Origin of the sequence: Imperialibacter roseus, from assembly GCF_032999765.1 — a bacterium.
Lineage (GTDB): Bacteria > Bacteroidota > Bacteroidia > Cytophagales > Cyclobacteriaceae > Imperialibacter > Imperialibacter roseus.
The window spans coordinates 728869-741583 of record NZ_CP136051.1; the positions used below are offsets into that span (position 1 = coordinate 728869).

Genomic DNA, 12715 nt, shown 5'->3' on the forward strand with positions numbered 1-12715 from the left:
TCTGTCCTTCAAAGGCAAACTAAAAAGGCTTCTATTGTGAACCCACAGATTCGCCAGTTACTCACACCAGAGATCCTCTCCACCGTTAACGGGTTGGAGCTGGTAGCCCGTGTGATTGTGGAAGGCTACATGAGTGGAGGCAACCCGAGTCAGTCTGTAGGGGCCGGGCAAGAGTTTAGCCAGTACAGAAGCTATGAACCCGGCGACGACCTTCGTCAGCTCGACTGGAAGATGTTTGCCCGGTCAGAGCGCTACTACATCAAGCAGTCAGAGGTCGAAACCAATATCACCGTCAAGTTTATGCTGGACGCCAGCCGGTCGATGGAGCATGCCGAGGGTGGCGTCAGTAAAATACAAATGGCCAAAGTGCTGATTGCGGCGCTGGCTTTTCTGGCGAGAAAGCAGAGCGATACCTTCGGCCTGTTTTCTGTGAACGACCTGCATATAACCGCAGTGCAACCACGGTTTGACCAACAACAATACATTCGCTTTTTGAATGAGTTAATCAAAATAAAAGCTGAAAGCACCTGGAAGAAGGGTAACGGGCTCGAGCATATTTACAGTCATCAAGGCAAAGAGATGATCCTGTTTTTCACCGATATGTATGACAGCGAAGGGGATCTGCACGATTTTATTCGAAAGCTCAAAACACCCCGCAATGAAGTTATTGTCTTTCATTTGATGGGAAGGGAAGAATTGGAATTGAACTACAGTACCCAGCTTACCTTCGAAGACCTGGAAACAGGCGAACGGCTAAAAGTAGACTCGCCTGCTCAGCAAAGCGTTTATCGCAAGAAGATGGGTGAGTGGATAGATGCCACGAGGGACTGGATGTTGCAAAAGCAGGTGATCTACCAACCGACCTACCTTGATGACCCGGCACCTGAGGTGCTTCGGACTTTTCTGAAGGCTCGTAAATCGATGATAAGATGATGCAGCTGGCGAATCCGATGTGGCTTTGGGGATTGCTTGGGCTTGCCGTGCCACTCGCTATTCATTTGCTGAGCAGGAAAGAAGGCAAGGTGATAAAAGTGGGTAGCCTACGACACCTGGCTGATTCCACCACCAGACAATTCCAAAGCGTCAAGCTCAATGAGCTTTTGCTGCTGGCATTGAGAAGTGTGCTTCTACTCACAGTAGTGGCGTTGCTTGCTGGATTGCTTTTGCGGTCTTCGGCAAGCCTTCCAAAATGGGTGGTGGTGGATAGAGGAGTAGAGCAACACAATGAGATCGGCCGGATAATAGACAGCTTGACGAACAATGACTATGAACTGAGGTATCTGGAACAAGGGTTCCCTCTGCCAAAAGACACGATGTCAGAAGAGCAAACGCCGAACCATTGGTTTTTGGCCGAGCAGCTTGGGAAAGCAAAGATTAGCGAAGCTGTTGTTTTCATAAGGGCTTACATGTATGGCTTTAAAGGTAAAAGGCCTCCAAAACCCGATCATATCATGTGGTTTGATGTGCCATTCAAGCCTGTAAGCCTACCTGTAGTTTCTGTTGTTGAAGGCGATAGTATTTGGGAAGTTTCGGAGCAACCTGATGAAGAGTTCACGGAATTTACCACGAGGAGCGCAGACGCAAAGGGTTCAATTACCGTAGAGATGCCGATAAAAAAGGTAGTTATCGTATCAGACGAAGAACACAGTTATGACTCAAAAGTACTCGAAACGGCGCTGCTGGTTTTGAATGATTTGCCTGGTTTCAGGATGGATATTCAATCGGAAAGTGCTACGTTTTTTAGTGCCAACGAAGAAGCCGTAGTTTTTTGGCTGGCGTCAGCAGCTGCGCCTGCCCTGGAAAACGATTTTGTTTTCATGGAGGAAGCTACTTCCGACGATCTTTTGGTACAGCTATCGCCAAAGCAATGGCAACTCACCAAACGGCTCAATAAAAGGGTGGTGTTAGAAGATCGGTTGATAGTTGAATTGTCTAAGTTTTTCGACACTGAACTGCCTTTAATGGCTGAGAGCGACCGTCGGACGATGCCGGAAGCCTGGCGTTGGAGCAAGGTAGTGCCTGCGGAAGTTGACGTTGATAACAAAACTACAAACTACGCTGACATTAATCAGTGGCTGGTGGTACTGCTGGTTTTGACGCTTGTAATTGAACGCCTTGTGGCATGGAGGAGAGGCCAATGAAGCAGATAAAAAACCATCAACTCATAGCGTTACAGCAGAGATACTTAATGCTCCGGCTGATTGAAGTACTGTGTCTTTCTGCTGGCGTTGGACTGATTTTGATGGTGGTGGGTAAAGTGGCCGGGCTCAACCCAATTGATGCGCTGGTACTTGCCGGAACCGTTGGCTTACTTGTGCTCCTCCAGCGAATCTACGGGCTTGGCTTGCACCAGCTAAACCCTGCACGACTGGCGTCTTTTATTAATCGGCAATATCCAGATCTGGACTGGAGTGCTGACCTTTTGGCGACTGATCAGCCTTTGTCGGGTCTACAGCAGCTACAACGAGAGAGGGCTTTGGTGAAGGTTATGGAGTTGAGCAATCTGCGCTTTCCTCACCAGTTATGGGTGGCGAGCGTGGTTTTATTAGCAGGAATTTTACTTATCATTTTCTTCCCGGGAATTCCGGTCGGTGTTGGTTCTGATCAAACTGCTGCGGAAAATTCCGCTACTACAGCCTCTGCTGAAAGTGCTTTTCAGCCGGTTGTGCTGGAAAGTATTGAAGGCACGATTAACGCCCCAGCTTATACAGGTCTGAGAACCGTTTCATTTACTGATCCCAACATTAAAGCTGTCGAAGGCAGTGTTGTCAGTTGGGAATTGAACTTTTCGTTAGCGCCACAGCAAGCACTGATCATCTTCTCGGGCTCCGATACTTTGGCTTTAAAAAAAAGGCAGTCGATGCTCAGTGGTTCGGCCAAAGTCTTTAACACAGGATTTTATCAGGTTGCCTGGCAGCAAGATGGTGAATGGAAGGCCTCTGACTTTTATAAACTTGAAGTGGTGGCGGATTTGCCTCCCCAACTGGCGATTATGGATTTGCCCCAGTTTCAGCAATTTGAGTGGAGTGATGTTCAGAAAATAAATGTCAGGACAGATTTATCAGATGATTATGGATTGAAGGACGCCTACCTGATAGCTACAGTGGCCAAGGGAAGCGGGGAGTCGGTGAAGTTTAGGGAAGAGAAGTTGCTTTTTGAAAAGCCACAGACCATCTCAGGCAGAAAGGTGTTGGCAGAACGAGTCATCGACTTGAAGAAAATGGGCCTGGAACCTGGCGATGAGCTCTATTTCTATGTGGAGGCCTGGGACAACAAGGCACCCAAACAGCAAACCGAAAGAACAGAGACCTACTTTCTGCAGCTAAAGGACACGGCCTCCTACATCGTCTCCAACGACGGCGGCCTGGGGGTCGACCTGATGCCCGAGTACTTCCGCAGCCAGCGCCAAATTATCATCGATTCCGAAAAGCTTGTAGCGGAAAGGAACAAGATAAACAAAGAAGTCTTCGATAACACCAGCAACGGTTTGGGGCATGATCAAAAGGTGCTTAGACTCAGGTACGGACAATTCCTTGGAGAAGAGTTTGAGTCGGGCATCACCGAAACTGAGGCGCATGAACCGGAAGAAGCGGCCGCTCCTACCAACACGGACGAAGCGATGAAGCAGTTCGGGCATGCCCATGACACCGAAAATGAGCATAATCTAGTGCCGCAAACGGCTCATGAACATGCAGGGGGAGAAGAAGAGGAAAACCCTTTGGAGGCATTTGCTCATATGCACGACAGCGAGGAGGAAGCTACCTTCTATATCCAGTCGGTTAAAACGAAGCTGAGAGCAGCTTTGTCGATGATGTGGGACGCTGAGCTGCACCTTCGGATTAACAATCCGGAGCAATCTCTTCCTTATCAGTACAAGATTCTAAAGCTGTTGAAAGAAATTAGCAACGACTCCCGCATTTACGTACACCGCACGGGGTTCGATCCACCTCCAATCAAAGAAGAAAAGCGGCTGACAGGTGATTTGGCAGAAATCAATCCTGCCAGGAGAAGATATGTGTTGGAGCCCAACAGGTCGTTTCCTAATGCCAGAAAGGCATTGGTTCTGTTGGAAAAGTACATGCTACAGCCTGCCCTTGGTTTAACTGCTGAAGAAAAAGAAGTTCTACAGTTGGCTGGCAATGAAATGGCGCAGCAGGCGATTGAGTTTCCCGGGAGATACCTTGAAAGCATGAGTTTGCTAAAGGCTTTGATAGATGATGATTTTGTGCAAAATAAAATTGCGCTGTTGAAGATTAGGAAGGCGTTGTGGGAAATAGTACCTGAACAACCTGCCACACCGGCTTTGCATCCAACTGCTGCCAGTGCCATCGATCAGCAGTTCTTAAAAAGAATGGAGGCCAATGAGTAGCTGGATCCTGTCATTTGAGCCTTTGCTGAATATCCATTTGACCTTATGGGGCCTTATTTTGCTCTTTGCCATTATCGCTGTGGTAGAGTGGCGGAGGAGAATGGGCCGGAAGCTACTCCGGCTCTTAGCACTGCTGCTGGCCTTTATTGGCTTGGCTGGAATACTGCTAAGACCTCATTATCAAACCGAGAGTGTTCTGTCGGACATCATGCTGCTTACCCAGGGATACAATGTGGAAGAGGTGGATAGCCTCCTTCAATCGAACCCGGGGTTGAGCATTTATAAGGCGCCGGGCGCAGCTGACTTTAAAGCAGCTGCTGAGCTTAAGTCATTTAATGAGCTGGCAGGAATCAAAGAAAGAATTCGCTATGTGGTGGGGAACGGACTCCCGGACTACGTCTTTGACGATGCGGCTCCCTTTCGATTTGTCTATTTTCCGTCATCGTCTCCCGAGGGTATTCAGGCAATCAATGTGCCCGAGAAGGTGAGTACGAACAGGAGAAGTGCTGTCAGCGGAATTGCGAGCCAGGTAGCGCCAGGCAGCATGATCAGGTGGAGCGGCCCTGAGGGGAAGATCGACTCGCTACGCCTTTCTTCAAGCACGAAGGAATTTTCCTTTGGCTTCATACCTAAACTAGCTGGTAAGTTTGTCTACGAACTGGAGTTGCTGGACAGTGCAGGCTCCTCAATCGCCACTTACAAAGTTCCGGTGCAGGTAGCCGAAGAAAGAAAGTTGAAAATGGTTTTTGTTAGCCAATTCCCAACTTTTGAATCGAGGTATTTGAAAAACCTGATGGCAGAGCAAGGACATTCCCTGGCGTTGAGGTATCAGCTGTCGAAGGACAAATTTCGCTACGAGTTTGCCAATCAAGCTGAAGTGCCGTTCAGGAGATTAACAACGACTCTTTTAGACGATGCTGATCTGCTATGGATAGACGAAGCGTCGTTGGATGCTTTGAGCAGGGAGGAGACAAATGTCCTGAACGCTGCCGTAGATCAGGGGTTGGGTGTCTTTATCACGGTCAACGAAGTGTCTGCCAGCCGGAAGCCCAGTCGTTGGATGCCTCTTCAGTTCACTCGGTATGATGCGGATACTTTGTCGGTTGCTGCTGACTTGGGCAGGAAAGTTAGCTTGAGTGGGGTAGCGCTTGCGATTGACAAGTCGCCGGAAGTGATCCCGGTTTGGCAGGATGGAAGTGGTAGGTTGCTCGCCGCTTATGCTTATCAGGGTTTGGGGAAAATTGGGACCGCTCTGTGGCAAGACACTTACAGGCTGGTTTTGAAAGGGCAAGAGCTCACTTATGCGGCTCTGTGGATGGAAGTGATTGAGTCGCTGGCCAGGAAGGCATCTGTGTGCTGCCACATTCAGGTGGAGACCAAAGAACCATATTTTATAGATGAACCCGTTCGATTTAGCGTTATAAGTTCCCTTGAAGAGCCGCCGCTGGTGAGGTACAAAGGTGAAACAGTTCCATTGATAGAGAGCTGGCAGCTGCACAATGTTTGGAGCGGCACCATTTGGCCGGACGCAGCTGGGTGGGATTCACTTTTTATGGAAGCTACCGGGCAATCAAAGCATTTTTTCGTGCATGAACAGTCAGACTGGCAATCTGTAGCTGTTACTCAGCAAATAGCCAATACTGCGTTGCATGGCGGTACGGAGCCCGGAATCTCCAGGGAATATATTCAGGCCATCAAAAAGCCGATCTCTGCAGTTATTTTCTATCTGCTACTGCTGATTGGGTTTGGGGGATTGTGGTTGGCTCCGAAGGTTTGATTTCGTGGGGACGTACTCACACCACCACCCTCGGAATATCCTTGTCCAACCTCGTCAGTAGCTCGTAGTTTAGTTGGTCACTCAAATTACCAAAATGTGATACCGAGATAGACAGATCTCCATCGTTGCCTATCAGGGTCACCGTGTCGCCGATTTTTACTTCAGCATGGGTGATCTCCACCAAAAACATATTCATATTGACTACGCCCACCACACTCACGCGGTGGCCATTGATCAGCACACGGCCCTGGTTGCTGAGACCACGACTAAAACCATAGCTGTAGCCAACGGGTATGCTTGCTACTCTCATGTCGTATTCCGCAAGAAAGGAAGTGCCATAGCCAATGAACTCGCCCATTTTCACATTTTTTATATCCATTACATGGCTTTTCCAGGAGATCACCCGCTCCTGACTTCATCACTGGGACACCCAATCTTCTTGGAATAATTGGATAAGGTTTTTTTGCTCTTGGGTTTTATCGAGGAGCATAAGTTTGGTTTCCTGAGATTGCGGCATGTTTAAAGTCAGCCCGAATATCGTTTTCATAATATCGATGGCTTTTTCAGCGCTGATCGATGCCTCCTTGTCTTTTAGCTTTCGTTCCAGTTCTTTGTAAAGCTTACAAGCAGCGAAGGCGATACAGATGTGGGCTTCAATTCTTCTTTTCTTGTAATGGTATATCGGTCTTATCCTTAAATCGGTTTTCGTTATTCTAAATGTTCTTTCGACTTGCCATAACTGGCGATAATAGTCCATGACTGTTTGAGCTTCCAGTCGTGTATTGGTGATGTATCCTTTCAGGCCGTCCCACTTTGAGTCGTCTTTAAATTTTTGTTCATCAATGGTGATCTTTATATCTCCTTCTAGCCTGAGGTATTTATTATAGCCTTTATTGTTGATGTGCTTTTTGGTGAGCTTGCCCGTGTTCAATTGCTTTTTAAGACGTTCTAACCCCTTGGATCTGTTTTTGGCATCATTGGCCGCCCTTGCGGTAGAATATTGGACGATTATCCGTAAGCCATCCTGCCTGACTATTTCTACATATTGTTTATCACTAAGACCTGATGTAAAGATTTTTTGTTTGATAGCTTCACTTTCATTCTTAATCCTGGCTCCTATTATGAAGTTGTAATCTGCTGCTTGTAGTGTGGTTATGTTCTTGTTTGACATAAGACCTGCATCGGCAACTACAATGAACTGTTGGGCATTGTACTTGTTTTTGAAAGCTTCTATGACAGGAAGCATCGTATGGCCTTCAAACTTATTGCCTTCAAAAATCTCATAATCGAGTGGATAGCCTTGCTCTGCCACCAAAAGCCCCAGCACTATTTGTGGGTTACTGTGCTTGCCATCTTTGCTAAAACCGGCTTTTCGCAAGTCATCTTCGTCAGCAGCCTCAAAATATAGAGTGGTTACATCGTAAAAGACAACTCCCAGCTTTTTACCCAAGATGTTCACAGTATGATGGAAGCTTATTGCTTTGATCTGCTCTATGTCCTGGGAATGAAGTTTATCCATAAACCGGTAAACTTCATTGACATGAAGGCTAATGCCTTTGTACTTCTGAAGATAATCAATGGTCTTTAACTTGCTAACAGGATAAACTAATCTGGAGATGACCAAGTGTCTAAAAAGCTCTCCCTTTACTCTATTAAAACCTATTTCATCAAAGAGCTTCCCTAATATTAATTCCGGCCCCAGTAATTGTAGCTGCTCGATATTGTCATAAACAGCTTTGAAAAAATGCTCGTCAGTGCCAACATTGAAATCAAGAACAGATTGGCCCCCATAACAACGAACGTATTCTCTAGCTTGAATCATCAAAACGTCAACCTCAGATTTGCTCGAAGAGCTTCCTATGGTTTTATGCACTCTATAGCTACCCGAACTTTTGTCGATCACCTGCACACTAATGACACCTGACTTGTTCTTCTTCTGCCTGATAAACATGGCACAAATCTAAAAAAACAGCGCCTGGGACACCCAAGACACCTAGAAAAACAAGCCTCATCTTAAAATAACAAACCTTTTGACTTTTTTGAGAGCAAAATGATGAAGTCAGGAAAGGAAGTGCCATAGCCAATGAACTCGCCCATTTTCACATTTTTTATATCCATTACATGGCTTTTCCAGGAGATCACCCGCTTGAGTGGATCTTCTGCCAGCTTATTCTCTCTCATATAACTCACCTGCGTTTCCAGGCTTGGCCAAAGGCCATACTGTAAAATTCCCACCCTCACCATGCCAAGGTTGTTCTCCGGATACATGATTACCCCCGCACTACAGGAGGTATGAAGCACCTTTGGATGCACCCCTTTGGCTTTGAAGAACGTGACGCCTTCGTTAAACATGTCTTTCTGGCTCAGGATGCGCTTGTAGTTGGATACACTTTCCGCACCAGCCAGGTGAGTGCACATGCCTACGACCTCGATGCAGTCTTCAAATTCATTGATAAGGCTGGCCATCTCTTCCCATTCGTCCGGGTTAATGCCAGTGCGGTTCATGCCCGTTTCCAACTCAAGATGAATGCGGGCTTTTTTCTTCATTAGCCGGGCTTGCTTACAGAGGGCGTTCAATCTGATTTTATTGAACACAAAGCATTCCACATCATTTTCAATCATCCACGGCATGTGGTCATCCAGAATGTCACCCATGATTAGAATGGTCGACGACTCCGTGCTAAAACTGGCAACATCCAGTGCTTCGAACGAGCCGAACACAGAAAAATGACGAATACCCAGTCTTTCCAACTCAGGCACCATGTGTTTGATGCCATGTCCATAGGCATTTCCTTTTAGCACTGAAGAAATTGTCACATCGGGGCCTACTAATTTTCTGAGAAAATCAATGTTGTTTTCTAATGCCAACCGGCTGAGCTCAATGGAAGAGCTGGAATTTGGGAACATGCCTTTTTTGATTTGGCTAGCCAAAAAAAATAGCCAGCCTTTGGATAAATGAATAATGTCTGCAATATGCCGCCTGACAATGCGTAAGGCAAGTAAAACCCGGACTAATGGGTTTTGTATCGAAACTAAATTACTACCGTGTCAAATGCAGCATATGTTTATCTTTGCCGCATGACCCGTCAAGAACTATTTACCAACATAAAGAAGAAGCGTTCTTTTTTGTGTGTTGGGCTGGATACTGATATCACCAAGATTCCCTCGCACCTTCATAAGGAGCAGGATCCCATCTTTGAGTTCAATAAGCAAATCATTGATGCGACAGCTGACGTGACTGTGGCTTACAAGCCCAATATTGCCTTTTATGAAGCCTTAGGGCCAAAAGGCTGGGAGTCGCTGCAAAAAACGCTGGACTATATCCCCAACGATATTTTCACAATAGCCGATGCCAAAAGAGGCGACATTGGCAACACATCTGCTTTGTACGCCAGAGCATTCTTTGAGGCCATGAGCTTCGATAGCATTACCGTGGCTCCCTATATGGGACGAGACTCAGTAAAGCCCTTTCTACAGTTCGACGGTAAATGGGTGATTCTGCTCGGGCTCACCAGCAACGAAGGCTTTGCAGACTTCCAGAATGAGCCAATGGCCGATGGTAAGAAGCTCTTTGAAAAGGTAATTACCACCAGCCAGCAGTGGGGGAGTGCCGACAATATGATGTATGTAGTGGGCGCCACCAGAGGCGAAATGTTCAAAGAAGTGAGAGCCCTCGCTCCGGAGCATTTTCTGCTGGTGCCGGGTATTGGTGCGCAGGGAGGCGACCTGGAAGCCACTTGTAAGTATGGCATGAACAGCCAATGCGGACTGCTGGTTAACTCAGCAAGAGGTATTATCTACGCAGGTAATGGCGTCGATTTCGCTGAAAAAGCCAAGCTAGCTGCCACGGATCTTCAGCAACAAATGGATGAAATGTTGGAGAAGTATTTATAAATTGGATGACTGTGAAGCTTTAGACAGCCCAATCTATTTACTTTTTCAATGACAAGATGTTTCCTGAAGAGTTCCTCCATTTTATCTGGCAATTTCAATACTTCGATAGCTCAAACCTTCAAACCACCGACGGGCAAACCATCTTGATAAGTAAGCAAGGTTTTTTGAATACCGACGCCGGGCCAGATTTCAAGGAGGCCAGGGTGAGAATTGGGGACATGGAGTGGAACGGGCAGGTAGAGATACATCTCAAAAGTAGCGACTGGCACAGCCACAAACACCAGTTTGACAAGGCGTATGATAGTGTTATCCTTCACGTCGTGTGGGAGGCAGATCGTGAGATTCTGAGAACCGATGGTACCTATATTCCTCAGCTGGAGCTCAAAGACAGGGTGTCGCTTCAATTGCTCACCAGATACCAGGGCCTGATTCAGCAACGAGTTGAGGTGCCTTGCCAAACGCAAATCAAAAACATCGATGCACTAAAAAGGCAGTCGACGATTGATCGGGTGCTCGTGGAGCGCCTGCAGAGAAAGACAAAGGATGTTGAGATACTCTTGAAAAAGTACGGTGGCGATTGGGATGCCACTGCGGTTCATTTCCTCATCCGGTATTTTGGCTTCAAAAAAAACGAGGAAGGCTTTCAGCAATTGAGCAAGCGGGTCTCCTACAAGGTGATGAAGAAGCTGGCTTTCGACAAGAAGGACCTGGAAGCCTACCTGCTGGGGCTGGCTGGGCTGCTTGATGTCAACTCAAGCGACTTTTATTCGAAAGCCCTCAAAGAGCGATTCGACTATATCAACCATAAGTTTCAGCTTATAGCCACGTCGTTGCCTCCTATTCCCTGGAAGTTTATGCGCATGCGGCCAGCCAACTTTCCAACGATCAGGCTGGCACAGCTAGCGGCTATCATCCATCAGTCACCCCGACTCTTTGCAGTGTTTGTTGAGTCAGATCTGGCTAGGCTCAGAGGCGTTTTTAAATCAAAGGTGTCCGACTATTGGTCAACGCATTTTCAATTTGCTAAGGACGAGCCCGGAGTGGAGAAAGCGAAAACAAGCAGGCCAAGTGCTTTTGTGGGCAGCAAGAGCATAGACATCTTGCTCATCAACTGTGTGGTGCCATTGTTATTCGCCTATGCAAAAGAGCAGGGGAGTGCTGAGCTAGAGGAAAAGGCATTGCTGCTGCTGAACCAGCTACAGTTCGAGGAAAACACGATTACCAGAAAGCTTTCTTTCTTGCCTGTCGAAAAGCCCACGGCCTATGAATCTCAAGCTTTTCTTGAACTCTACCAGCACTACTGCCAGCCCAGAAGATGCCTTTCATGCCAAATAGGCACTCACCTTATCAGGCAAAACCACTAGTATGATCATCGGTTCTTTGCTCCTTGTGATCATTGGCTGGGCCTGTCTGCAATTTGCCAGGCCAGTTTTTGGAACCAGGGCCACTCTGATCCTTATGTCGGTTAAAGTAGCCGCCGGCATGATTGCGATGGTTTACTATTTGCATATCCGACATGAAGGTGATCTTTTTTATTATGATGAAAAGGCTTCTGAATACCTCACGGATATTCAGGCGGGCTACCCGATTTGGGATTTTCTGGCGCAGGAAGCCGATCCGGCTGCTAAGGCAACTCCCCAAAACCGCACTTTTTTCTTTGTGAAGATCATTGTGGTTTTATACATGGTGCTCGGTAGTAGTATTTGGCTCAGTAGTGTATTTCTTACTTTCATCAGCTTTTTGTCAGTTGTTTACCTGGTCAAAAGAGTACACCTGACAGGTGTTGATGTCCGGTGGCCGGTAATTCTCATTTTCTTCCTTTGGCCAAGCATAGCGATATGGGGCAGTGGGGTTTCAAAAGAAACGCTCATGCTGGCTGGGATCAGCATATTGTTTGGTGCAGTTGTGCCTTTTTTTAGTGGAAATCGTTCCAACTGGCTTTTGCATACCGCTTTGCTGGTGTTGGCCTTGCTGGTGCTGGCAAAGCTGCGTATTTTCGTTTTGCTCAGCCTGCTTCCATTCTTGTTTGGCACTATGCTTTTCAAGATTCTTCAAAGGTATATGCAAAAGCCTGCATTGCGCTGGGCACTTGGCATTGCTGGCGTCATCTTAATTGTATCGCTTGTCGTTACTTTTAGCTACTCCGACACAAGTTTCAATCCTGGGTATGTGGTGAAGGCATTCACCGACAACCATGCGGCGATTGTGGCTCAGTCGATGCCGGAGCATGTTGTTTTGGGCCTGGGTACGTTGTGGCAGTGGCCACAGATTGTGCTGCAGGCTATGTTGGGTGCTGTCGCAGGGATGTTTGGCCCATTTCTCTGGGAGGTCAATGCTACTTCGGAAATTCTTCTTCTGCTTGAGCCGGTGTTGCTGCTGACGCTCTTTTTTACGAATTCGGGGCTTCGCAAAAGACTTCCGGTCTTTATTTGGATGCCGTTGTTGGCTTACATCCTCTTCACCTCCAGCATGATCACACTCTCAACGCCTAACTACGGCTCTCTTTCGAGGTATCGACTGGCTTTTTACCCCATGCTTATTTTTCTTGCTTCTTTCCAACACCCCTGGCTGTCAAAAATTAGTAAATTGAAGCTTTTGGAAGGCAACTCAGGTGTTTGATGATAAGGCCAATAGCCCTACCTTTGCACTCTCAAAACTCAAAGCAACTAATAGAT

The 12715-nt window shown here is 47.0% G+C and carries 10 protein-coding genes; 7 read left to right on the top strand and 3 right to left on the bottom strand.

The window, feature by feature from the left end; translation table 11 throughout:
• The first annotated feature begins 36 nt into the window (after positions 1-36).
• From RT717_RS03070 to RT717_RS03085, 4 genes are read left to right on the top strand one after another with little or no spacing between them, the layout of a single operon-like run.
• On the top strand, positions 37-933 hold the full coding sequence (locus RT717_RS03070; RefSeq protein ID WP_317490274.1) for a DUF58 domain-containing protein: 897 nt from the start codon (positions 37-39) through the stop codon (positions 931-933).
• Entirely contained in the window at positions 930-2141 is a 1212-nt protein-coding gene (locus RT717_RS03075) for a BatA domain-containing protein (RefSeq protein ID WP_317490275.1), read from the top strand. The genes RT717_RS03070 and RT717_RS03075 overlap by 4 nt, the downstream gene beginning before the upstream one ends.
• Positions 2123-4369: a hypothetical protein gene (locus RT717_RS03080; protein ID WP_317490276.1), complete on the top strand. Its 2247-nt coding sequence runs from the start codon at positions 2123-2125 to the stop codon at positions 4367-4369. Before RT717_RS03075 ends, RT717_RS03080 begins: the two co-directional genes overlap by 19 nt.
• The gene (locus tag RT717_RS03085; protein WP_317490277.1) at positions 4362-6146 is read left to right on the top strand and encodes a hypothetical protein; all 1785 of its coding nucleotides are present in this window, start codon (positions 4362-4364) and stop codon (positions 6144-6146) included. Before RT717_RS03080 ends, RT717_RS03085 begins: the two co-directional genes overlap by 8 nt.
• 16 nt (positions 6147-6162) lie before the next feature.
• Here the strand turns inward: RT717_RS03085 and RT717_RS03090 are convergent, their stop codons facing one another.
• From RT717_RS03090 to alr, 3 genes are all read right to left on the bottom strand, one after another.
• On the bottom strand, positions 6163-6525 hold the full coding sequence (locus RT717_RS03090) for an alanine racemase C-terminal domain-containing protein (RefSeq protein WP_394854119.1): 363 nt from the start codon (positions 6523-6525) through the stop codon (positions 6163-6165).
• A gap of 39 nt (positions 6526-6564) precedes the next feature.
• Entirely contained in the window at positions 6565-8097 is a 1533-nt protein-coding gene (locus tag RT717_RS03095) for an IS1634 family transposase (protein ID WP_317490279.1), read from the bottom strand.
• A 62-nt stretch (positions 8098-8159) separates the two neighbouring features.
• Positions 8160-9053 (bottom strand): alanine racemase, encoded by an 894-nt coding sequence (alr, locus tag RT717_RS03100; RefSeq protein WP_317490280.1) that lies wholly within the window; start codon positions 9051-9053, stop codon positions 8160-8162.
• Positions 9054-9224: 171 nt separating this feature from the next.
• Between alr and pyrF the strand changes: the two genes are divergently transcribed.
• Genes pyrF through RT717_RS03115 form a run of 3 tightly spaced genes read left to right on the top strand, consistent with a single transcriptional unit; the run spans position 9225 to position 12659 of the window.
• Positions 9225-10040 carry an orotidine-5'-phosphate decarboxylase gene (gene pyrF / locus RT717_RS03105; RefSeq protein WP_317490281.1) on the top strand — a complete coding sequence of 272 codons (816 nt, stop codon included), beginning with the start codon at positions 9225-9227 and terminating at the stop codon, positions 10038-10040.
• A 56-nt stretch (positions 10041-10096) separates the two neighbouring features.
• Positions 10097-11404 (top strand): DUF2851 family protein, encoded by a 1308-nt coding sequence (locus tag RT717_RS03110; protein WP_317490282.1) that lies wholly within the window; start codon positions 10097-10099, stop codon positions 11402-11404.
• 1 nt (position 11405) lies between these two features.
• Entirely contained in the window at positions 11406-12659 is a 1254-nt protein-coding gene (locus tag RT717_RS03115; protein WP_317490283.1) for a hypothetical protein, read from the top strand.
• The last annotated feature ends 56 nt before the right edge of the window (positions 12660-12715 follow it).

Bases quoted from the DNA above. Each gene is read 5' to 3' on its own strand.
- RT717_RS03075 (WP_317490275.1), top strand. From the start codon at position 930: ATGATGCAGCTGGCGAATCCGATGTGGCTTTGGGGATTGCTTGGGCTT.
- RT717_RS03080 (WP_317490276.1), top strand. From the start codon at position 2,123: ATGGAGGAGAGGCCAATGAAGCAGATAAAAAACCATCAACTCATAGCG.
- RT717_RS03085 (WP_317490277.1), top strand. From the start codon at position 4,362: ATGAGTAGCTGGATCCTGTCATTTGAGCCTTTGCTGAATATCCATTTG.
- RT717_RS03090 (WP_394854119.1), bottom strand. From the start codon at position 6,525: ATGGATATAAAAAATGTGAAAATGGGCGAGTTCATTGGCTATGGCACT.
- RT717_RS03095 (WP_317490279.1), bottom strand. From the start codon at position 8,097: ATGTTTATCAGGCAGAAGAAGAACAAGTCAGGTGTCATTAGTGTGCAG.
- alr (WP_317490280.1), bottom strand. From the start codon at position 9,053: ATGTTCCCAAATTCCAGCTCTTCCATTGAGCTCAGCCGGTTGGCATTA.
- pyrF (WP_317490281.1), top strand. From the start codon at position 9,225: ATGACCCGTCAAGAACTATTTACCAACATAAAGAAGAAGCGTTCTTTT.
- RT717_RS03110 (WP_317490282.1), top strand. From the start codon at position 10,097: ATGTTTCCTGAAGAGTTCCTCCATTTTATCTGGCAATTTCAATACTTC.
- RT717_RS03115 (WP_317490283.1), top strand. From the start codon at position 11,406: ATGATCATCGGTTCTTTGCTCCTTGTGATCATTGGCTGGGCCTGTCTG.